General features: G+C 50.7%; 14 protein-coding genes and 1 pseudogene. 1 reads left to right on the forward strand and 14 read right to left on the reverse strand.

Annotation, left to right across the window (positions count from 1 at the left end; all coding sequences use genetic code 11):
• The first annotated feature begins 8 nt into the window (after positions 1-8).
• Positions 9-104, forward strand: a complete 96-nt coding sequence (locus tag ACPV3A_RS15950; RefSeq protein ID WP_426200258.1) for an IS3 family transposase — start codon at positions 9-11, stop codon at positions 102-104.
• Between the two features lie 177 nt (positions 105-281).
• Here the strand turns inward: ACPV3A_RS15950 and ACPV3A_RS15955 are convergent, their stop codons facing one another.
• The 14 genes and pseudogenes from ACPV3A_RS15955 to ACPV3A_RS16020 all read right to left on the reverse strand — a co-directional run bounded on the left by ACPV3A_RS15955 (position 282) and on the right by ACPV3A_RS16020 (position 22926).
• The gene (locus ACPV3A_RS15955) at positions 282-2225 is read right to left on the reverse strand and encodes a beta-N-acetylhexosaminidase (protein ID WP_426200221.1); all 1944 of its coding nucleotides are present in this window, start codon (positions 2223-2225) and stop codon (positions 282-284) included.
• 100 nt (positions 2226-2325) lie between these two features.
• On the reverse strand, positions 2326-4551 hold the full coding sequence (locus ACPV3A_RS15960) for a beta-glucosidase (protein ID WP_426200259.1): 2226 nt from the start codon (positions 4549-4551) through the stop codon (positions 2326-2328).
• Between the two features lie 35 nt (positions 4552-4586).
• The gene (locus ACPV3A_RS15965) at positions 4587-7133 is read right to left on the reverse strand and encodes a glycoside hydrolase family 3 N-terminal domain-containing protein (RefSeq protein ID WP_426200222.1); all 2547 of its coding nucleotides are present in this window, start codon (positions 7131-7133) and stop codon (positions 4587-4589) included.
• Positions 7134-7180: 47 nt separating this feature from the next.
• Entirely contained in the window at positions 7181-8065 is an 885-nt protein-coding gene (locus tag ACPV3A_RS15970) for a carbohydrate ABC transporter permease (protein WP_194543030.1), read from the reverse strand.
• 12 nt (positions 8066-8077) lie between these two features.
• Positions 8078-8947, reverse strand: coding sequence for an ABC transporter permease (locus ACPV3A_RS15975; RefSeq protein ID WP_426200260.1), 870 nt, complete (start codon positions 8945-8947; stop codon positions 8078-8080).
• 396 nt (positions 8948-9343) lie between these two features.
• Positions 9344-10858, reverse strand: a complete 1515-nt coding sequence (locus tag ACPV3A_RS15980) for an ABC transporter substrate-binding protein (protein WP_339294034.1) — start codon at positions 10856-10858, stop codon at positions 9344-9346.
• Positions 10859-10953: 95 nt separating this feature from the next.
• Positions 10954-12573, reverse strand: coding sequence for a response regulator (locus tag ACPV3A_RS15985; protein WP_426200223.1), 1620 nt, complete (start codon positions 12571-12573; stop codon positions 10954-10956).
• On the reverse strand, positions 12548-14332 hold the full coding sequence (locus tag ACPV3A_RS15990) for a sensor histidine kinase (protein ID WP_426200224.1): 1785 nt from the start codon (positions 14330-14332) through the stop codon (positions 12548-12550). Before ACPV3A_RS15990 ends, ACPV3A_RS15985 begins: the two co-directional genes overlap by 26 nt.
• An 85-nt stretch (positions 14333-14417) precedes the next feature.
• Positions 14418-15575: pseudogene (locus ACPV3A_RS15995) on the reverse strand (alpha/beta hydrolase).
• Between the two features lie 143 nt (positions 15576-15718).
• Entirely contained in the window at positions 15719-16798 is a 1080-nt protein-coding gene (locus ACPV3A_RS16000; RefSeq protein WP_426200225.1) for a glycoside hydrolase family 88/105 protein, read from the reverse strand.
• 70 nt (positions 16799-16868) lie between these two features.
• Positions 16869-18512, reverse strand: coding sequence for an extracellular solute-binding protein (locus tag ACPV3A_RS16005; RefSeq protein ID WP_426200226.1), 1644 nt, complete (start codon positions 18510-18512; stop codon positions 16869-16871).
• Positions 18513-18565: 53 nt separating this feature from the next.
• The gene (locus tag ACPV3A_RS16010; protein WP_071220825.1) at positions 18566-19465 is read right to left on the reverse strand and encodes a carbohydrate ABC transporter permease; all 900 of its coding nucleotides are present in this window, start codon (positions 19463-19465) and stop codon (positions 18566-18568) included.
• A gap of 14 nt (positions 19466-19479) precedes the next feature.
• A complete protein-coding gene (locus ACPV3A_RS16015) occupies positions 19480-20445 on the reverse strand; it encodes an ABC transporter permease (protein WP_233354967.1) in 966 nt (321 codons plus the stop codon).
• 210 nt (positions 20446-20655) lie between these two features.
• The gene (locus ACPV3A_RS16020) at positions 20656-22926 is read right to left on the reverse strand and encodes a helix-turn-helix domain-containing protein (protein ID WP_426200227.1); all 2271 of its coding nucleotides are present in this window, start codon (positions 22924-22926) and stop codon (positions 20656-20658) included.
• Between the last annotated feature and the right edge of the window lie 10 nt (positions 22927-22936).

A 22936-nucleotide genomic window follows, 5' to 3' on the forward strand; every position in this document is an offset into this window, starting at 1 on the left:
AACAGCAAGTGAATGAATACATTCTGTTCTATAACCAGAACCGATTCCAGAAAAAATTAAACGACCGTTCCCCGGTAGAATACCGGGAAACGGTCGCAGCATAAATCATGTCTTTTTTGTACTGTCTACTTGACAGGGTTATGACCATTATCGCGACTTTAAATGCTATGAGTATATCCTCGTAGAAATGAAATTTTCTCCTGTAACTCACCAAACATGACTCCAGACTACCTCTTTCAATTATTGGCGTTTGAATGTGTTGAGGTCTGCTGCTCTAAAACTTATTCTTGAGTTTGCCGAATCCCTTCGTATTGTTCAAGCAGCCTATACATCGCTCGGGTGCTGGTTGTAAGACCGCCTTCCTTATTGCGGATCCGCCATAATCGATTAAATTCTTCAATAACCAGCTTGAGCTGAGATTCCAGATCAATGATGCAATTGACCTCATCTTGTGCATCAGACATATCGATCCGGCACATATATCGGTGAATGCCAACTGCCTGTTCAATCAATCGCAGGGTATTACGCAGTTCGTCTGTAATGACGTCGGCATCGCGAACTTGAAGATCAACTCTTCCCAGCTGTTCTTTACGCTTCTTCAGCCACGCCAGCATGTCATGATATTGAAAATTCAGCTGAAACGAATCGACTGTCGTGCCGTTAAGCTCTGCAAATATCCGCAAAAACAAGCTAAGTTCTTTCTCCAGCTGCTCCCGGCTCTTTAATCCGCGGGTCAGCAAAGCACTCAGATAGGTGCCGTTATCAAGCGAGCTGTTCTCCAAATGGTAGTATCGTCCCAATTCCATCAGGAAATGCCCGATCTCACCGCTGGCGTCTTTAAATACGTACTCCGACAGATAGCTCTTCAGTTCATCTTCCCGATGCAGGTTGCCTTCCGTGCACCAGCTTAACCCCGCTGCATACGCATACCCTGGATAGCTGATGACCGGAACCTGCCAATGTCCGTTATCTCCCCAGTCGGTCACGATAAGTCCTCCGGCTCCGTATTTCTGACCTTGGACCGCTGCGTCCGCGATATTGTCCAGCATATTGTCGGTCCGCCCGGACAGGGAGGACCAAGAGCTGGTACCCGGACAGACGAAATACGATATTCCGTGCTTTTGCAGCATGCTGCAGTGCTCAGCAAAAGAAATGCTGCTGTCATAATTCCAGTCGAGGATCGTCACATCGTCCGGGATCCGTTCGGCCACTTCCGGATGGCGGGTCAATACATCTCCCCACATCATCGCTTTCTTTCCGTGGCTTCGAACGATATCCGTCACGCCCTCTGCATACTCCATATACAGCGGGCCCAATCCGATCGCATCGCAGCGCTCCTTGCTTTTGCCGGATCCAAGACCAAACGGCTCATCCATATTGATGTTCACCCAATCGGATGTGAACGCGGGCAGCAATTCGTCGAACATCCCCCGGATCAAATCTAGAGAACGCGGGTCCACAGGATTCAAGGTGGTGGGAGGGAATGTCAATGGATACGGACCATCAATCGGCATTCCATCCGGATGCTCCGCAAGGTCACGGTATGCCGGTTTACTGAGCCAATCTCCCATGTGGCCCAGACAATTCTGATTCGGCACCAGATCGATAAATCGGCTTGCGGCGTATGCGTCCAATCTCCGGAAATCTTCCGCAGTCATTGGCGTGCTTTCAGGGAACGCCGTCTTATGCTGCGTATATTCGAAGCAGTATCCCTCCATATACAGCTGCAGATGATTCAGCTTTAAACTCTCCATCTGGTCTAGCAGCTGGAACAGCTCGGTCAGCTTCGGAATTTTGCTCCGTCCGATATCCAGCATTAAGCCGCGTACCGGGTAATCGGGCTCATCTTCTATTCGGAAGCAACTCCAAGTAAGGCCTTGGCGAGAGAGTAGCTGCTCCAAGGTAACCACTGCATAATTCAACCCGGCCGGTTGACTGTATTCGATATGGAGACCTGCTTCATCCCATTGTAAGACATAGCCTTCCGGATGCAGCCTCTCCTGTAAAGAGACCGATATCGGAATGGACGAATCTGTTGAAGGATCATCCCGAAAAGAACCAGACAACGCCTGCTCCAATCGAGTTTTCAGTCTCACCTGCTCCACGGCTGGGACTTCTCTTTCCTGAATTTCATACGAAACGCTGCCCGACCAGTTCTTCTCTCCACCCAGCCATTTCACAAGTCGCGGCCGTGGATACAACGGCATGGGTTGCTCCTGTTTCATTGAATAGACACTTCCTTTCCCTGATCCGACACATGAAAAATTTTTTCATATCATGATTGTGGTAATGTTTGAATCAGCTATTCTTAGCGACTCATTCCAGTCAGTTATTCAAATAGTCAATCAAGTCACTCAGCTGCTTCTCTGTCGTTTTGCCGCCGCTGAACGACAACAAGCCGCGCAATGGCATGGCGTCCAGGAACGCCCGAAACATTTCCGCATGGGAACTGTCTTCAATCGCTGATGCAAACGGGAGCTTGCCGATAAAATCCTCTACAAAAGCCGCGCCTTTGACGGTCATTTTCAAATCCGATACGGTGGAGTTGCGATGGAATACAATCTCCCGCACCGTTGTGGACTGCACCTCAACGATCTCCGTAAGCACGATGTCCCGGGAGGACTTGCCGATTCGAAGTTCAAATTCGCCGCTCTCGACGACCCAGTCCTTCAGCTCAACGTCATAATAGGCGAAGCTTCTGTGATCCAACTCGAACGTAATGGTCTTGGCTTCCCCCGGAGCCAATTCCACCTTGTCAAAGCCCTTCAGCTCCTGTTCAGGCCGAATCACGCTGCTCTCCATATCATGAACATAGAGCTGAACGATCTCCTTGCCAGGTCGGGCTCCCGTATTCATCACATCGACGGAAACGGTGAGCTTCTCATTATCTTTTAGCCGCTTCTTATCCACGGTCAGATTGGAGTATTCGAATCTGGTATAGCTCAGCCCGTGACCGAAAGGAAACAGGGGAGCCAGCTTTTTCGAATCATAATAGCGGTACCCGACAAACAAACCTTCGCGGTATTCGACACGGTCGCCTTCCCCGGGAAAAAACAAGTACGAGGGATTGTCGCTTAGCTTAACCGGGAACGTCTCGGCCAGCTTTCCGGACGGATTCGCGTCACCGAATAGAATGTCGGCTATTGCTCCGCCAAGCGCCTGTCCGCCAAGATACGCTTCCAGCACCGCCTTGGCTTCTCCAAGCCACGGCATTTCCACCGGTGCGCCGTTGCTGAGCACCACTGCCAGATTCGGCTGCACCTTCGCTACCGCTTCGATCAGAGCGATCTGATTCGGCGGAATCCGCAGATGCTTCCGGTCGAAGCCTTCCGATTCATAACGGTTTGGCAACCCGGCAAAAACAACGGCAACGGTAGCCTCGGATGCGAGGGCAATCGCTTCCTGAAGCAGCTGCGGGTCAATGTCCTCTTCGTTCAGTTTATAGCCGGGGGCGTAATGGACCTTCGCATCGCCGGCCGATGCCTCTAATTCCTCTAAGATATCGTCCAGCCGGGTCGGACGAATCTTGGAGCTGCCACTGCCCTGATAGCGCGGCTCTTTAGCTAATTCGCCGATGACGGCAATGCGGCCGCTTCGGGCCAAAGGCAGCAGTCCGCCTTCATTTTTAAGCAGCACCATACTCTCTTGAGCCACCTCGCGAGTCAGACGGTGATGCTCCGCCTGATCGAAGGCCGCATCAGGCTTTCGCTGATTTACGGCCTTGAAGATCACGGCAAGCAGACGCTCCACCGCAGCGTCCAGCTTGGATTCGGGCAGCTGGCCGTTTCTTACGGCCTCTACAATTTTTGCATCCCCCTCGCCGTGACTTGACGGCATCTCCAGCTCCATTCCGGCCGCGAGCGCCTTGGCCCGCTCATTAACCGCACCCCAATCCGAAATGACAAAGCCTTCATGGCCCCATTCGTTTTTCAAAATATCGGTCAGCAGCGTCTCATTCTCGGAAGCAAATTCCCCGTTCACTTTATTGTAGGAGCACATCACCGTCCACGGCTGTGCTTGCTTGACGGCGCCTTCAAAACTGGCCAAATAAATTTCACGCAGCGTCCGCTCGTCGACCACAGAGTCCGACGTCATCCGCCGATGCTCCTGGTTGTTGGCCGCGAAATGCTTGAGCGAGGTCCCTACCCCCTGACTCTGTACCCCTTGGATATGATGGGTCGCCATCTCGGTTGATAAGTAAGGATCTTCAGAGAAATACTCAAAGTTGCGCCCGCATAAGGGAGAACGCTTGATATTAGCTCCAGGCCCCAGCAATACGGCTACGTTCTCCGCCTGGCATTCTCTGCCGAGCGCTTCGCCCATCCGGTAGATCAAATCACGGTTCCATGAGCTCGCTACGCCCGCCGCCGACGGAAAACATGTTGCAGGCACGCTGTCGAACAAGCCCAGATGGTCGGACGATGCGCGCTGCTTACGCAGACCGTGCGGTCCGTCCGTCACCATGACGGATGGAATCCCCAGTCTCTCCCCCCCTTTCGTATGCCAGTTATCCAGGCCCGAGCAAAGACTCGCCTTCTCCTCCAAGGTCATCTGCGAAACCAGTGCTTTCAAATCCCGCTGATCGGTCAATTCAATTCCTCCCCGTTATGATTCATTTCATCCAGCAATTCAAACTCTATCCCATCCGATAGATCCCGGCTGCTGGAACCGATGTACACCTTGAATGTGCCGGGCTCAGCCGCGTAGCCGGAAGCCGGCGACCAGAACGTCAATGCCTCGACTTTAATCGTAAACGTAACCTCCTGGCCCTCTCCCGGTTCCAGCCATACTGTCCGGAAGCCCTTCAGCTCTTTAACCGGTCTTACAATACTCCCGCAGCAGTCCTGAATGTACATCTGAACGGTTTCCTCCCCGGAAACACCGCCCGTATTCGTCACTTTCACCGTTACCGTAATCGTATCGTCCGCCGTCATTTCGCGTCGGTCCAGGGTAATCCCCGAGATATCAAAAGTCGTATAACTCAGCCCATATCCGAATGGATATAACGGGTCATTCGGTCCGTCCAAGTATTTGGATATGAATTTATCCTTTCCATTCGTATCAGTTACCGGTCTGCCGGTGTTAAAGCTGTTGTAGTATACCGGCACCTGCCCGATGCGGGCAGGAAAGCTCATCGTCAGCTTCCCTGACGGGTTGTAATCTCCTGTCAACACGTCTGCGATCGCGTGACCTGCCTGCGAGCCTAAGAACCAGGTTTCCAGAATGGCATCGACATGCCGGTCATACCAGTCCAGGACCAGCGGACGTCCGTTCGTCAGGACAAGAACCGTCGGTTTGCCTTCCGCGATCACGGCTTCCGCCAGCCGCTGCTGCGCCTCGGGAATGACGACATCCATGCGGGAAGCGGCTTCACCCGACATATCGCTGCTCTCACCCAGCGCCAGAACGACGATATCGGCCTCTCTCGCCTGCAAGATTGCAGCCTCGATTCCGCCGTCAATCGCTTTATTCACGCCGCTGCCTTGAGCGTAGAGGAGGCGTTCTGCAGGGATGCCCTTCTCCAGCAGCCCTTCGTACAGGGTCACCGTTTCATGGCCGTACCGGGAGAACTGCCACGGTCCGAGCAGGTCCTTGCTATCGGCAAACGGACCTATCAGCGCGATTTTGCCGGCATCCTTTGCCAGCGGGAGCACGCCGTCATTCTTGAGCAGAACGGCCGATTTGCGCGCCAACTCCAAACTCGCCTGCAGATGCGCTTTGTTAAAGTGATATTCGATTTCTTTCTCAGGGCGAATATATCGATATGGGTCGTCCATTATACCAGTTTTGTACTTCACGTATAAAATGCGGCGAACAGCATCATCGATTTGCCGTTCGCTCACCTTACCTTCCCTGACCAGCGTAGGCAAATAATCGAAAGCGCGCGTCACCATTTCGATGTCCATCGTGGCATGAACTGCTTTTAGCGCAGCCTCCTTCGTATCCTTCGCGTGTCCGTGAATCCGAATCTCGTCAACAGAGCCGTAATCGGAAATCAGGATTCCGTCAAAGCCCAGCTCTTCCCGCAGCAGCTCTTTCAGGACGAACATATTAGCCGCAACCGGGACGCCCTGATAAATATTAAAGGCATTCATCACCGAGCCGGCTCCCGCTTTCAGTGCAGCCTTAAACGGCGGAAGGTACACGTTTCGCAGCGTGCCCTCCGAGATGTCCACACTGTTATAATCCCTGCCGGCTTCTGCTGCACCATAGGCAATGAAGTGCTTCAGGCAGGCGACCAGCGTCTCTTCGTTATGCAGAGACGCTCCTTGGTACCCTGCAACTTGAGCTTTGGCAATTAACGCCCCTAAAAACGGATCCTCGCCCGTCCCTTCCGATACCCTGCCCCACCGGGCATCACGGGTAATGTCGATCATCGGGCCGTGATTGAATATCGTTCCGGAAGCGCTGGCCTCCTTAGCGGCGATCGCGCACGCTTCTTGGATCGCTTCCATGTCCCAGCTGCAGGACCATGCCAGCGGAATTGGGAAAATGGTCTGCGAGCCGTGGATGACGTCCGCATGAAACAGCAGCGGGATGCCGTGCGGCGATTGCTCGACGGCTATTCTCTGCAATTCGAATACTCTTGTAATGTCAAAGGCTCCCAGTACCGACCCTGCCCTGCCCTCAGCAATCAGCTTCTCGGGCGGGTCGGATTCCACGGCATTCCCGAAGGAGAAATTGGAGGCCTGGCACTGGCACATTTGACCAACCTTCTCCTCCAGCGACATGTCGGCAAGCAACGCTTCTACAGCCTCTGCAATCTCTTCGTCCGTACGCTCCCGTACCCCGCTCTTTCGATGCACCGCTGCTTCCTCCAGCAAGGATTGCGCTAGATAGGGCCCCCGCCCCCTTTCACCTTGAAGGGGGAAGCTCCCGAACGAGGGGATGCGGAGCTCGCCGGTGAACGAGTCCCCGTCGAACGACAGCTGGACGGAAAGATCCTCATCCGGCTTCCAAAACACTTTACCCAGTCCCCGTAGTTGGCTGCCCTGCACCGTAACGTCGGGGAATGAGAGCGGAACCGGAAGGGGCTCCATGACGGCATCGAGGGTGTAGTCTGCTTTTTTGCTGATTTTAAACTGTATTTTCATTCGCGGTTTGTCGATGATGCAATGCCAATTTCCTATCATTTCGACTTCACTCCTGTCCTTGGTCATCTTGTTTTATACGTTCTGGTTTAGCCCTTTACCGCACCGATCGTCATGCCTTTAACAAAGTATTTCTGGAAGAACGGATAGGCGACGAGGATCGGCAGGACGCCAATGACGGCCACGGCCATCCGGAATGTCTCGCTTGGTAGCTGCTCCAGTGCATTCCCTGAATTCATGCTGCTGTTGCGGGTCAAATACTGGATATCGCTCATGATCCGGTTCAGAAGATTTTGCAGGCTGAACAGCTCCGGATCCGTTACAAAGACCAATCCGTTATTCCAGTCGTTCCAGTATGCCAGCCCTTGGAACATGCCGACCGTTGCCATAATCGGCAGCGACAGCGGCAGAATGATCTTGTAATACATTCTGAACTCCCCGGCACCGTCCATGCTGGCCGATTCCAGCACCGCCGAAGGGATCGTGGTGGCAAAGAAGGTCCGCATCAGCAGCACATTGAAGCCATTCATGAGCAGCCAGGGGATCAACAGAGCTAGCAGCGTGTTTTTCATATCGAACAGCTGGGTATAGACCAGATAGGTCGGAACCAGTCCCCCGTTAAACAGCAGCGTGAAGAACACGATGAACGACAGCACGACGCCGCCGGGAAGATCCTTGCGGGATAGCGGATAGGCCAGCAGCGAAGTGATGACAAGACTTGCGCTCGTGCCGATCACTGTGATCAGGATCGTGATCCCGTACGCATGGAAGATCTGTGCCGATTCTCTCCATAGATATTCATATGCGCCCAGGCTGAGCTTGGAGGGGAAGAAGGAATAGCCCTCCACGGCAATTGTGTGATCGTCCGTGATCGATGAGATGAACAGCAGGATGAACGGAAGAATGCACGCCAGGGAAAAAACAATCATGATAATGTGCGCTGCCCATTGCAGACCGCGAGATTCGTTTTTCATATGGTTCGCTCCTTAGAACAAAGCATTGTTTTTATCAATTTTCCGCACGACATAATTGGAGACCAGCACGAGAACGAAGCCGACCAGCGACTGATAGAATCCTGCCGCCGAAGACATACCGACATCACCGAGCTGCATCAACCCGCGGAATACATAGGTGTCTATCACATTGGTGGTCGAGAACAGTGCGCCGGAATCCATCGGCACCTGGTAGAACAATCCGAAATCCGAATAGAAGATGCGCCCGATACCGAGCAGAGTCAGAATGGTGATCACCGGCGTAATCATCGGAAGCGTGATCTTGCGGATCTGCATCCATTTGGAGGCCCCGTCCAGCTTTGCAGCCTCGTAGTATTCGGGATCGATGCCGATGATGGCTGCCAAATAAACGATGCAGGAATACCCCGCTGCCTTCCAAATATGCACGACCGTCAGAATGAAGGGCCAATATTTCGGCTCCGTATACCATGAGATAGGATCCAGCCCAAGTGCCGGAAGCAGCGTCTTGTTCACCATTCCCGTATTCACGCTGAACATGGCGTAAACCAGGTAGCTGACGATAATGATGGAGATAAGGAACGGCAGAATGATGACGCTTTGATAAAAGCGTGATGCCACTTTGTTTCGGATCTCGTTCAGCAATATCGCGACACCAACCGAAACGATCAAGCCGAGAACGATAAACGCAGCATTGTAAAGAATCGTGTTACGCGTAATGATAAATGCATCATCCGTTTTGAACAGATACTCAAAGTTTTTGAAGCCGATCCAGTCACTGTCCCATATCCCTTTGCTGTAGTTCACGTCTTTAAAAGCGATGCTTAGACCGAACAGCGGCAAATAATTGTTGATGAGCAGGTAGATAAGCCCCGGCAACATCATGATGTATAGCGGAACGTACTTCCGAAGGGATCTCCGTCCCTTACGGCGTGTTGTACTTGTCACCGCACTTCCCCCCTTTGCGGCTTTATAGCCGAATCTATATCTTCATTTTAAAGAGCAAGCACACGGGCCACTACCGCTTAAACGACTTCACATTTGTGCTTTCCCGACTTCAGCGCCAGTAGAGTAGAACCTAGGACAGAAAACGCGCTGGATCATCCCAATTCCCTTGGAAGCGCTATGTCAACAAGAAAAAAGCAGGCTGCCAAGGATATAGCCTTGTGCAGCCTGCCGTTCATGCTTCACTTGATCGATGAGCTTAAACTTTAAACATTTCCTTTCACTATACAAATCAGAAACAGTCACGGGGTAACCCGTGACTGTTCACATGATGTTTTACTTCACGCCGTTGGTTTTAGCCCATTCATCCAATTGCTTCTGTTTCTCCGCAATAATCTTATCGATTCCGGCCGATTTCAATTTGGAGATGAACTCCGGCAAAATTTGTTCCGGATCGACGCTGCCCGTCTCCAGCGGCATTTTATATTGCGTAATGACGTTGCTTACGGCTGCATACTCGGTCTTCACCGGAGAAGCATCAAACAGGAAGCCCATCGCTTTGGAGCGCTTGGAGCTCTTGTTGAATTCATCCATCTTGGACCAAATTTCCGGATCGTCGCCATTTATGACATAAGACAAGAACTGATTCCCGAACAGCCAGCCAAGCGGCATTTTATAACCCACCGAGTTGTAATCAACACCCTCCGGATAATCGATCACATTGTCAAAGCCGTCCACCTTTACATAATGGGTGCCTTCGATCCCCCAGTCATACAGGTTCACGATATCCTTGTCGGTGTACATCAGATTTAAAAATTCCATCGCTTTCTCAGGAGTTTCGGAATTGACCGGAATGCCCCACATCGCGCCCGTTACCGTGCTCGTCGTAGCTACAGGAGGTACGAGTTCTGCAGTGACCAGCTCAAGCCCGGACAGCTTCTTCTCGCTCTCCGCAAAGCCGGGTTTTTGCATAGCCATATAGGCAAAGGCTTTGCCTGCCTTGATCATGTCAAACCGCGTTGCCTGCGTTGTAGCCATATCCTGTGGAATCAGCCCGTCCTGATACCAGCCGCGAATCTTGTTGACAAAGTCGGCATATTCCTTCGTCTCGTAATAATTGACAATCTTGAGGCCATTGTCATAGCTCGGAAGAACACCGATCGTGTCGTTCAGACTATCGTAGTTGACATAATTCTCTCGGAAGGATTGCCCCGCTGCACCGGTAACCAGCGGTGTCATGGTAGGACCCTCTCCTTCCTTTACCTTCCGCAGCACGGCCTCCACGTCATCAAGCGTCTTGATCGAGGCAACATCGATCTTGTATTTATCAACCAAGTCTTTGCTCATGGTCAGCCCATAGCTGGCCGCCAAATCCCGTACCGTCGGCGTTCCATATATCTCGCCTCCGATGCGCGTAGCTTGCAAATAATCTTTACCCAAGGCGTCGGCGATCCCCTGACCATGCTGCTCAAGCAATTGATCCAGAGGCTTCAGCTGACCTTTCGCAACGATGTTGCTGAAGTTATAACCGGATAAGTACAGCAGATCCATTTTCTCACCGCTTGCAAACATCAGATTCGTTTGCTGCTCCCAGTCTCCGACAGAAATATGCTCAAATTTGACCTTGGCCTGTATTTTCTCGGCCGCGATCTTGTTGATGGCGTCCTCCACTTGCTGCATATCCTTCGGTATGGAGCCTGCCACCGGAAGCACGACCGTCAGCTCCGTGAGAGCTTTTTGTTCACTTGCCGGCTCATTGTCTTGGTCGGCTGCTTTCCCTCCTCCGCAGGCCGACAATAGTATGACGGCGCTCAAAAGCATCGTAGATAGTCGTGCGAATGATTTTTTCATCTGTTCCCCCGCCTTTGTGATTGATGTATTTCTAGCTATATTGTAAGAGGGGACGTGATTGTGCACTGCTCTTGTAACGACTTTTCACTGTCACTTTACCGACTTTCCCCGGAGCTGGTGATGCCGGCATGCTCTTGCCGGTACTCGACCGGGCTCATATTCATATATTTTTTGAACATGCGGGAAAAATGAGAGAAGTTGGCGTAGCCGATTCGCGTCGCAATCGAACTGACGGACAGCTCGGTATTTGCGAGCAGCCCGGCCGCCATGCGCAATCGCTGCTGGAGCAGGTAATCCGAGATCGACATGCCGGTCCCTTTTTTGAAGATTCGGGTCAAATAATCCGGATTCAAAAACACATGACTCGCGATATCCTCCCTCGACAGATCCTCGGATAGATGCTCGCGGATATAAGCCTTTACTTTCTCTACGATGCTTGGCGAATGCTCCACCGATGATGCAAAATCCATCGCCCTTTGAACGATATGATGAATCCAGGCCAACGCATCCGTAGCCGAGCGCACCGATCTGGCATATAACTCCAAGGAACGGCTGTCCCTGAGAGGCTGATGCGCCTGGATCCCCTTCAGATGAAGCACATAATAGAGCATTTGCTGAAAATCCTGAATGAATTGATTCAGTAAATCCGAAGTGAGTGAGTTACCTTCGATCTGAGACCTGATGTAAGCCTCCGCCTCCTTCAGGACCTGTCCGCTCGCGCCCTCCTTTAGCAGAATCGCCCACATGCTCATATCCGGAAGCATCTGCTGGAGGGCAGCCGACGGCTTCTCTTCCTTCAGCAAAAAGACTTGCTGATCATAAGCCACATTCATTTCGTTCATCCGATCCAATTGAATATACATCGAAGGGACTTCATGTCCGTGACCCGGCTCCCCGATATAACAGGCGACGCCCGCATAGAAATATTTCCTGCAAGCATCGATATACCTCTCACACATATCCTTGTATGCATCATCATCCACCGATGCCGTATCCCTGTTGATCAAGCCGAGCCAGCGCCCTTTCTCCACCGGCACCAGCATACCATGCTCGGCCCTCTCTTGGATGTGCTCCTCGGCGGATTTGCGTATCGCGTATTCAATGATTTTTTCGTCCCGCAGCGTGACTTCCTTATACCATCTCCGAACTTGAATCAGTATCGGGGTAAAGATCATATCCTCCGAATACGGAATATTGCGATTCTCCGCCTGCTCCTTGATTGCAGCGGAGCGGCTTGGAATCGTTTGATTCAGGATATCCAGCCAGAATCGTTCAACCAACAGGGGCTGATGCTGCATCCAAAACTTCCCATATTGACTGAACTCTGATTGCTCGCGCTCCTGGTCCAGCTTCTCGATCGCTTTACTTACAACGGATTCAAGATCGGCAAAAGGGACCGGTTTCAGTAAATAATCAAAGCTGCCCAGCTGAATGGCCTGCTTGGCATAGTGAAAGTCGGCATGACAGGTAAGGAATATCGCAACGATATCCGGATGATATCCCCGTACCCATTCCAATAGATCCAAGCCGGACCCATGCGGCATTTCAATATCGCATAACAGAAGATCCACGCGCTCCCGCCGGATGATCTCCATCGCCTGGCTGGCGCTATGGGCGGTAAATACAGCGGAAACACCCAGCCGATCCCAGTCCACGCCATGTTTCAGTCCCTCTACAGCAATAACCTCATCATCCACGATCAGTACATGACGCATTGGCGTCCTCCTTTCCATCTTGTCCAGGGCTTAACGGAATGAAGAGTTCGACGACCGCCCCGTGCGGATCGTCGTTATAGCAATCCATTACGGCCCCATTCCCATACTGCAGACGCAGACGTTCCCGTACATTCCACAAGCCAATATGCGCTCGCCCGGTGTTTGCACCTTGTCTGCCGCAGCGGATCGCCTCCAATACCTCATCCGAAAATCCATCTCCGGTATCACGTACGGTCAAGCAAACGGTCGGCTCTTCCGCCAGATCGTCGAGGATCGCTTCAATGACCAGCATCGTCCGAACATCTGCCCTTACGGCATGCTTGATCGTATTTTCTACAATCGTCTGAAGCATCAACGGAGGAACAGGGGTCTCCAGCAGATAATCCGGAACATGAATCTCGCTTTCGAATTGATTGGGAAGCCGCAGCTGCTGAATCCGCAAATAATTTCTCGTATGCTGCAGCTCATCCTTTAATAGAACCAAAGCCTGGTTATTGCTATGGAACATATATCTGAAGTATTGAACCAGGCAAATCGTCATCTCCTGGATCAATTCATATCGCTTCACCTGTGCCAAATGGTACAAAATATTCAGGGAATTCATGAAAAAATGCGGGTTGATCTGGAGCTGCAGTTGCTTCAGCTCCGCCCGCTGCTTGCTCAATTGTTCTTCATAGACGTCAATCTTCAGCTTTTCAATTTGCGACACCATCTGATCTAAGGTGCGATATACCAGCTGAAACTCCTCGGGAGCGGTCGGTACTTTCTCGATTCGCAAATTGAAGTTCCCTTCCCCGATTCTTCGCATTAATTGAACGATCTTCTGCAGTGGGCGAAGCAGCACTTTCCGCAGGAACCACAAGCTAACCGGCAGCAGCAGAACAGCGAATGCCGACAGGATGGCAGCCGTCTTTTTGAGATATGGCAGATTTTCGAGCGTCAGCTTGTCCGGAATGACGGCGACCATGCTGATGTCCGCTTTCTTCGAAGTCTCCCCCACGATGAGATAGTCCTTGTCCTTGCCTGACATGTAATAGCTGTTGAAACCATGGGTGAAATCCAACGTTTCATCCTGCAGGGACTTCGTGTTATAAAGCGGCTTCCCCTGGGCGTCGACGAACAGCATTGCTCCGGTTTCACCCGTGTTCAGAACCGACATCGGCGACATCAAGGTTTTGAGGGATACCCATGACCCGATGCTGATATTGTCATCCCTGAGCACCTTGATCGCGTAATAGGACCCTTCAATCTCTTGCAGCTGCCAGTTCGCCTCCATTCCATAGAAACGGTTCTGGCTCGTGCTGCTTTCCTGCAGGTAATCTCGCATTTTCAATAATCCGTTATAGGTCATCGACCCTTTGTAGGCTTCGACAAAATCATGCCGCGGCAATGAATATACGAAAAGTCCGTCAATATAAGGATAAACCGATAGATCGGAGGACAGCTTCCGGGAAACATCGCTTTTGGCCATCATATACGTATGGTCCGGCACTGCGTCTTTCATCGTCAGCACACTGACTTCCGATCTGGACAGATTCACCAGATGCCGTTCGATCTCCGCGAGCTGGTTATCGATCTGTCTCATTTGGATGGAGATCATATTTTTATTGGAGACCGCCACCTGATTATGAATGACGTTCACACTGTAATAGCTCATATAGATCAGTAAGGCGATTAAAGGGATTGCCACGCCCAAAAGGCCAAGCACCAGCTTGACGCGAATCGAATTCCAAGGAATTGCCTTGATATGGCTGTACATGATGAGACTCCTCTCCCTGGTATTGAGCTATCCCCATTTTACTACTACTCCCGATAAAAGTTGAAGCACCAGTCTTTGTCATTGTTTATCCCCGCTCTTGCAATTGTTCTTCCAAAAAGGATAACGTCATCTCAAAGCACTCCATGGCCTCTTTAGTGTTAAGCTGAAATTGATATTCGTGCTGCACGACGCCATGGGACAGCGGGTAAAACAATGACTTCACGGGCACGTTTGCCTCTTTGAGCCGCGCCTCCAATTCCTTGCCGTGTTTTTCAAAAGAACCCGTGTTGCCGTCCGTTATAAAGGTTGGCGGGAAATCAGTTGTCACATGGTTTGTCGTTGAAGCTTCTTCTGCTTCGGTCCCATCCTTCCAGTTCCGTGTTCCAATATAAGCCCACCCCAGCTGATTCAGGAAGAACTTCTCTAATCTGCCGGTAACGCTCGCCAGCTGTTTGACGTTATACGGACCGCAATACAGCAGCGCCGCTTGTATGGATTTCTCCGGAACCGCCTGTTCAATCCCTGTCCGCTGCGCCAAGTCGGCATTCGTCTGAATTGCGATGAATTGGGATGCAATTTGGGCGCCGGCTGAGTCTCCGCCGACAATTAGACGGTCCAAGTCCAAGGACGGGAAATCCGAAAGCTCCTTCAGATGCTGATAGACCTCAGTCATCTGAAGGACTGGTGCCGGATATCGTGCCTCGGGAGCCACCTCGTAATTCATGCTGACGACCGATTAACCTTTGCTGGCCATCATCGTACACCAATAGGCGGTGCCCGATTTATCTCCTGACACAAAAGCGCCGCCGTGAACCCATAGGATCGTAGGCAGTTTGCCCGCACGGTCTTTGGGGAGGTACAGGTCCATTTCGTTGGATTTGAATGTCGAAGGATACTTGAGGTCTTTATGAACCTCTACCACCTGCCTAAGCTCCGCCCAATTCGAAGGTGCTGCAGGTGCTGCTTCCGGCTGGCTGCGCAGCCAATGGATAAATGGAACAGGCGTTAAATCTACAAGCAGAAGCCCCCCTATGATAACAAGAACAATGACGGACAGCATCCATTTTATAATCTTCAGAATCAATATGCTTCTCTCCTTAATGCTTCTTTGGTGACGACATTCTACCTCCTTTGCATCCCTGTGATCTACCGTTAATCCGACTTCTTCGTTGTCATATGACGACCTGCGCCAGCATTCCGCGTGTTCTATAGAGTAATGATCCGAATCTAAGATATGGAGCATCCTCAGCTAAGGACAAAACTTACATCGCTATAGTAAAAAAAGCCGCTAACTTAGCGACTTCTAAATCATCTATGTTCATATCCTCCGGCATGCTCCATTCGAATCGCCGATGTCCGTTGTTATATGAGCAAGTAGCCTGAGGTCTAATCGACTTGATCGCTACGTTTGCTAAGCTCGCGATCTCCTTGGGCTTCGATAACGTCAATGACCGACGACAGGAACGCTAGCGCCAATCCTTGTCCCCAGCCTTGTGCCCATTTCCGGTCAATGCCGAGATATCCTTCGATGTCGTTCATGACCGCCGTTCCTCCGGACACGTTCAGAACCCGTCCGTTATCCGCTATATTGGCGAGAACCCCGGCCAAGGCTTTTCTCACATATTTCGCATGCAGCGGATTGCCCTGCATCACCATCGCTGCTGCAATACCCGCTGTAGCCGATACTTCGCCGTAAGCTTCCGGGTAATCGAGCACGGTGCCCCACAGACCGTCCTCATGCTGAATCCGTCTAATTGCCGCCAACTGGTCGCGTAAGGAGCTCCATATGTGCATCATGGGAGGATAAAGATAGCCTTCCGGCAGCCCTCTTGCCGCTCGGGACATCGTATAGGCTGCCCAGGCGTTGGCGCGCGCCCAATGAATGCCGGACATATGGTCCTTTTTGACATGGTTATAGCCATGGTACCACAGCCCGGAATCCTCATCTTGCAAGTAATGAATATGCCGTTCGAATTGATGGAGCGCGTCGTCGATGAGCGCCTTCTTTCCGAGGAGCACGCCGACCCGAAGCTCCAAAAATGCCGCCATGAACAAAGTATCCGCCCAGCACTGCTCCGGAAAGTCATTGTTAGCCGACACCGTATGCTGAAGGACCCGGTCACCGAATCGCAAAGCCTGATGCTCCAAATAATCAATCTTGCTTAAAATGAGATCCATATATTTTTGATCCTTCGTCTGTTCATATAGGGTCAGCAGCATATGCCCCATCGCACAGGTGTTCACGGTCCATCCTTCCGGAATGCCCGCCTCTAAGTACTCCTCAACCCAATCGATCATGCGTTCCAGATAAGCAAGATCGCCAGTCACCTCGAACAGCCGGCTTATCCCATAGAATGCGACACCTCCCGGCCAATCCCACGTCAAATCCATCCCGAACGTATAATCTGCAACACGCTTGGCGGTTTGCTTTAAATCTTCTAAAGCGATATCTAGTTTCAGATTCATATTGCCCTCCATATCATCCAGAGCCCCCGCTTTCGGCAGGAGCTCGGAGTTTTGGTTTAGATTTTCGTGATTACCGGAATTGACCTGCATCAATCGCTTTTTGCTTCTCGTCCAAAATCTCTTGATAGCCGGCGTCGAGGAATTTCTGCTTGGCCGCTTCGTATTTCGCATCGAACTGGTCTGCTGGCGCAAGGATAATGTCGAGATACAGCTCTTGGAAGAGGTTGTTCAAATCCGCCTTATACTCGGTAACCTTCTCGAGGACTACGGTGAACAGCGGATCCGGCGTCTGGTATGGCTTGGTCTCGTTTCGATATTGAATCATGTCTTCGACAATTTGCTCATAACCCGCAGGCGTCCAGTTATTTTTGTTAGCTTTAAGCGTTAGCTCTGGCGTTGCAAAGGATGGCGCTTCCGTTACAAGTGCCCAATAGTCCTTGTTATTGTTCTGAGAGAGTACGGATTCGCCCTTGAAATCCGGTTTTTTCACCGGCAAGCCATCGGAATCGAGCGTATAGTTCTCCCCTTCCACCCCGTTCTGCAGGAACATCAGGTTCTCCGCTTGGCTCATCCACTCGAGATACATCCATACAGCAGCACGCTCCTCTTCCGTCGATTCATGGTTAATTCCCATGATCAACCCGAACGGCCAGTCTGCGCGTCCTTGGGGCATATTTCCCTCCGGTACGCCGGAGCCAGGGGGAAGCACGGCAAATTCAGCTTCCGGATTATTCTTCAGCGTTGCTTCAAACGCATCGGTGTTATTGGTCAGGTACAAACCGTAGGTGCCCGTATTTCCCGCAACAAACTCGGCCTTGAGCTTGTTATCATCGTCGCGTAGATAGAACTCCTTATCGATAAGTCCGTTATGGTATTGATAGCTCAGGTTACGCAGCCAGGCTTCGGTTGCCGGTGTCGTAAAATCCGCAACGGATAGATCAGAATAAATCGCGTGCGTCTTCGGATCAACCGGCCAGTCACGGAATCCGTAACTATAGTTGAACACGTTCCGTGTCAAACCGGCCCCGGCAACGCCGATTCCTTCGTCCTTCCATTTCATGAGCATTTCATTGTACTTCTCGAGCGAAGTCAAGTCCTCGATTTTCATTCCTACTTTCTCAACCCAGTCTTTACGAATGATATTGACAAAGTTGCTGAAATCAGGACGAGCAGCGAAGAAGAAGGTGTTTTTTTCATCAACGACGCCGTATTGCAGAATCGTCTCGCTCAAATTGCTCCAATAGGTTGGGGCATAGTGCTCAATCTCTTGCCAGTCCAGCTCCTGCATGACACCTTCTCCATAGTATGCAAGCGCTTGCGGCATGTCGTAGTGGAAAATGATATCCGGCGCCTTGCCGGCTGCGAGCAGCTGCTGATAAGTCGTGACTTCGTTGGTACGGGCGATCGGCGTAAACTTGACCTCGATATTGTATTTGTCGCCGAATTCCTTCTGAATCCAGCGTGTATAGTAGTTGTCGGTTACGTTCCAGCCTTCGAACGCACGCTCATACACTGGAATTTCGAGTGTAACTCTTTCCGGGAAGCCTTGCGAATAATCGGGATAGCTGCCTTCCGCGTTTTGGCTTGGCGTGTTACCCTCATCCGATGGAGAAGGCTTCTTCTCACCATTGGTGCTGTTCCCCGTACACCCCGCTATAAGACCGGCAATTAATATTAAAACCATGAACATAGACATGATTTTCGGTTTGCTCATCGTATTTCCCCCTTATCATTCTCATCATATCGATGCAATAGAATCTGGAAATGCTATTCCTTGATAGCCCCAAGCATGACTCCCTGGACAAAATACTTCTGAATGAACGGATAGACACAAATGATCGGTAAAGTTGCAAAAACGACACATGCTGCTTTGAGCACTTCAGGATTGCTGAGCGAGACTTGCGTCATCTCTAGCTGAAAGCTCTCGCTGGCCTGAACCACCAGGTAATATAGTTTCAACTGCAGCGGCCGCAGATCGACATTATGCTTAATATAGAATAGGGCGTCCTGATAAGCGTTCCAGCGTCCGACCGCGTAAAAAAGGGACAATGTCGCTAGAATCGGCTTGGAGAGTGGAAGTACGATGCTGAACAGGATCCTGAAATGCCCCGCTCCATCCATCCGGGCCGATTCTTCCAGGCTCGCCGGAATATTGCTGGAGATCGAAGTCCTTAAGATCAGCAGGTTAAATGCGCTAAAGGATAGCGGTAATATAAGCGACCACATCGTATCAAGCATCCCCAGGCTGTTGATCAGCATATATTCGGGAATAATGCCGCCTCCAAAGAACATCGTAAACATAAAGATGAAGTTAAAAAACGAACGGCCTTTAAGCTGCTTACGGGATAGCGGGTAGGCTGCACAAATGGTGACGATCATGCCGATCAGTGTGAACAGCACCGTGATGATTACGGATATGTAAAGAGACCTCAGAATACTCTGATCGGCAAAAACTTTGCCGTACGCATCCAGAGTGAACCCCGCCGGCCAGAGAAACACCTTGTTAGCGATGACGTAGGCGTCTTCGCTTAAAGATTTTGCAACGACATGAACGAATGGCAGCAAGCAGGCGAGTGAGGCAGCAATAAGTATGAGCCGTATTAGAATATCCCATATGTCCAGTTTCCTGGTGCGGCGCACCGCATAGCTCCTAGTGAATGTTTTCATCGCTTCCCTCCTTTCTAAATGACTCCATCTTCACCCAGTTTCTTGGCAACCCGATCAGCAATTAAAATAAGGACAAGCCCCACGACAGCTTGGAACAACCCGAGAGCGGTTGCTCGGCTGAAGTTGCCGCCTTCAATTCCCCAGCGATATACCAGAACGGGAATGGTCGTGGTGAACTCCGTGGTTGCTTTGTTCGCTAAGGCAAAGACACGCTCAAAGGAACCCGCCATCACGTGGCCAAGGTTCAAAATCAGCAATGTCACGATCGTCACTCGGATCGAGGGCAGAGTAATGTTCCACATTTTCCGCCACCGGCCTGCACCATCGACGACCGCCGCTTCATACAGCTCGGGGTTAATGCCGCTAATTGCAGCCAGGTAGATGATGGTCCCCCAACCCATGCTTTGCCATACGCCAATAAAGATGTAACTGATTAGCCAATTGACGTTCTCTTGAAGGAACGGGATCCGTGTTCCCCCCAGATTCGCGATCAGATTATTGATCATACCGGTTCCTTCACCCAACAATTGATAAGCGATTGCGCCGATAATGACCCAAGACAGAAAGTGCGGTAAATAAAGCAGAGTCTGATTCACGCGTTTGAAGAAAGCATTCTTGACCTCGTTTAGCAGCAAAGAGAGTATAATCGGCATTGTAAAGCTAAATATAAGGTCCGACACATTCAGCAAAAGCGTGTTGCGGATGGCGCGAGCGAAATCGGGCTTTGCGAATATGTCTTTAAACACTTCCAGACCGACCCATTCGCTGCTCCAGAATCCGTGGGCAATCTTGTAATCCTTGAACGCAAGCACAAGACCGCTCATCGGCGCGTACTTAAAGACCAAGACAAACGCTAAAGGAATGAGAAGCAGAAAATAGAGCTGCCAATCCCGACGAAGATAATAGAGAGTTCCCTGTTTCTTGCCTGCGAAGGGGATTAAAGCGGTTTCATTTCCTGGTGCTGCATCTTGGACTTTCAAAATCTCACCTCCTCCATGCGTGATCTCCCCCCGGTTCATTTCCCTATTTCGGTGGCCCCGAGGTTGGATTTATCATATCGCCCCGTTCGTCCGAAGGTAAACGCCGAATATTGATAAGCTGCAGCCACTATTGATCCAAATTGCAGCCGATCCGTTATTCCTGAGAACCCAAGAATCATTTTTGTCTATTTGAATCAAATATTGTCCTGCTCACGAGGTTTTGGATCTCTGCAGCTTGAAGCTGCTCGGCGGCATGCCTTCAAATTTTCGGAACAGACGATTGAAGCTTCGAACATTCATGTAGCCTACCTCGGATGCAATCTGTGCAATCGACAGGTTACTCTCAAGAAGCAGCTCTTTTGCCTTCTCGATTCGGAGCAAATTGAGATAGTCGGACAAGCTTTTACCCGTATGTTCATAGACAATTTTTCGCATGTAGGAGTAACTGATTCCGATTTGCTTAGCCATTTCTTCAAACACGACTTCTTCACGATAGTGCTCATTCAAATAATGGATAATGCGATCGGCATACTTGTTGGACCCGCCCGGTGACCGCGTAAGGTAGTGAACAATCTCGCTGTAAAATTCAATAAGATATTCTTCAAGCTCGTCAAGCGTATCAATAGAAGCAAGGGCTGCGTAAATGTTCCCCCGCGTCGAGAAGATCCGCGCCGTGCTAACATTATTCTCCCTAAGGTGTTTAATGGTCACGCCAACCAATTGATGATAGATGAATAGGATATTATCGTAGGACACGTATTCGGCAGAACGGATTTCGTTACGAATGATTCTCAGTTCTTCGATGATGCTATCCAGATCGCTATGACCAAGGAAGTTCAGAATTCGTCTTTCGCTGTTAACAGGGTAAATGTATTTTTTATCCCGCCCTTCTTCCTCCTTCCAGCACGTAATGCCGCCATTGCCGGCAATCATGCGCTGCTTGATCGCTTCCATCGCCTCTGCAAAGCAATCCGAGATCAGGCGAATTGAATCTGCCGGACTGCTTACGCCGATCGTTACGGAGTGCTCGAGCAATTCCGCCGCACTGTTCCTCAACATGTCTAAAGCCGCATAAATGGCAAGCCTATAGTTGTCATCTTCCTCCTGTCTGTAGTTGATCAGGATTGCGAAGTGGCCGTCACCATGATAGACGCAGCGCGCGTGAACATCTTTCGGGAATAAATCGTCACATTTGGAGATGAGCAAGTAGCGATGGTAACTGCGCGTTTCCGGATTATTGAGGCTTATATAAGTTCGGTAACCGTCGATGGAAACGACGGCTACAAGAAAGTGCAAGTCCGGGAAAATCTCTTCCGCTTGTGGGGTCACTTCACCCCGCAGCAAACTATGGATGGCGTGGCTTTGGGCATCCTGCTCGCGGATACTTAGCAGCTTATAAAGACCTTCTTCCTCTTCCTGCATGCGTCTGAATGCCGCCTCCAGAAAGACGAGCTCATTCTTATCGCGCACCCCCGGATTGACTCGGCCGCGTACCGTACGGACCAATTCCCTGGCTGGCTTGGATAACCATGTCGCAATAAAAACGGTCAGTATGGACCCCGCAAAAATAATAACGATCGTAAGCAAAAGGATACTTCTCTGCAAGGTAAGGGGCTTATTCATCAATTCGTCGACCGAGTAGATGCTTACGTTCGTCCAACCGAATTCTTTCGTAGGGGACCACGCATATAGCAATCGCTCGCCGTTAAGCTCGCGGAACATGTACCCTTCAGGCAATGCTTGCCGGGCGATTTCGCGAATATACGGCTCCTCGTAGGCGTTCTTGAGCAATAAATCTTTGTCGTGATGTGAGATGATGGTACCGCTTGACTTCATAAGCAAATAGCCTTGCTTGCCTGACTTCGATGATTGCAAATACTGCTCGATTTGACTCTCCTTCAGATTGACAACGATCGTTCCGCGTGTAGCGGTTGACAGCCGGTTTAAAGGCAGTGCGAACGATAAGACCTTAACGCCCGAATCGAGCTTGCGCGGATACCATACGCCGCGTATCCCTTTTTGCTCCATAAGCGCCTCGTTCAGCCAGTCGATGGACTCGTATCTGTCCAAGCTCGTTATGCCTCTGTCCGTAGAAATCACGTAATTCGCGTCGTCCAGGTAAAAGAAAGATGAATACACCCCATCGACGCTCTGATTCAGATTCAACAATTCCTTGAGCACCGCCATCGCTTTGCTTACATTCACGTAATTCGTCTTAAGCTCTGCAAGAGACTTATAAGGACGGATTCGATCGAAGACGTCGGTGCCTCCTAGGCGTACCGTATTCTGGGACAAATTGTTCAACGCATTCTCATTAAGCTCGCGATTGGCATTTAATTCTGCAAGCGAAGTTTCCGCAAAGGCATGCTCTGAATTCTGTAGAATCTGAGAGCTGCTATACCAGGTTAAAATCGCCATCGGAATGGCCATGATGCAAAATAGGATTAATGCCAATTGCATCATCATTGGAATTCGCTTCATTGGACCCCTC

This window comes from Paenibacillus sp. Dod16 (genome assembly GCF_049893405.1).
GTDB lineage: Bacteria > Bacillota > Bacilli > Paenibacillales > Paenibacillaceae > Paenibacillus_AQ.

What these genes read in the sequence shown, in the direction of transcription:
- ACPV3A_RS15955 (WP_426200221.1), bottom strand. Translation starts at nt 2,225, where the DNA reads ATGAAACAGGAGCAACCCATGCCGTTGTATCCACGGCCGCGACTTGTG.
- ACPV3A_RS15960 (WP_426200259.1), bottom strand. Translation starts at nt 4,551, where the DNA reads ATGACCTTGGAGGAGAAGGCGAGTCTTTGCTCGGGCCTGGATAACTGG.
- ACPV3A_RS15965 (WP_426200222.1), bottom strand. Translation starts at nt 7,133, where the DNA reads ATGATAGGAAATTGGCATTGCATCATCGACAAACCGCGAATGAAAATA.
- ACPV3A_RS15970 (WP_194543030.1), bottom strand. Translation starts at nt 8,065, where the DNA reads ATGAAAAACGAATCTCGCGGTCTGCAATGGGCAGCGCACATTATCATG.
- ACPV3A_RS15975 (WP_426200260.1), bottom strand. Translation starts at nt 8,947, where the DNA reads ATGATGTTGCCGGGGCTTATCTACCTGCTCATCAACAATTATTTGCCG.
- ACPV3A_RS15980 (WP_339294034.1), bottom strand. Translation starts at nt 10,858, where the DNA reads ATGAAAAAATCATTCGCACGACTATCTACGATGCTTTTGAGCGCCGTC.
- ACPV3A_RS15985 (WP_426200223.1), bottom strand. Translation starts at nt 12,573, where the DNA reads ATGCGTCATGTACTGATCGTGGATGATGAGGTTATTGCTGTAGAGGGA.
- ACPV3A_RS15990 (WP_426200224.1), bottom strand. Translation starts at nt 14,332, where the DNA reads ATGTACAGCCATATCAAGGCAATTCCTTGGAATTCGATTCGCGTCAAG.
- ACPV3A_RS16000 (WP_426200225.1), bottom strand. Translation starts at nt 16,798, where the DNA reads ATGAATCTGAAACTAGATATCGCTTTAGAAGATTTAAAGCAAACCGCC.
- ACPV3A_RS16005 (WP_426200226.1), bottom strand. Translation starts at nt 18,512, where the DNA reads ATGAGCAAACCGAAAATCATGTCTATGTTCATGGTTTTAATATTAATT.
- ACPV3A_RS16010 (WP_071220825.1), bottom strand. Translation starts at nt 19,465, where the DNA reads ATGAAAACATTCACTAGGAGCTATGCGGTGCGCCGCACCAGGAAACTG.
- ACPV3A_RS16020 (WP_426200227.1), bottom strand. Translation starts at nt 22,926, where the DNA reads ATGAAGCGAATTCCAATGATGATGCAATTGGCATTAATCCTATTTTGC.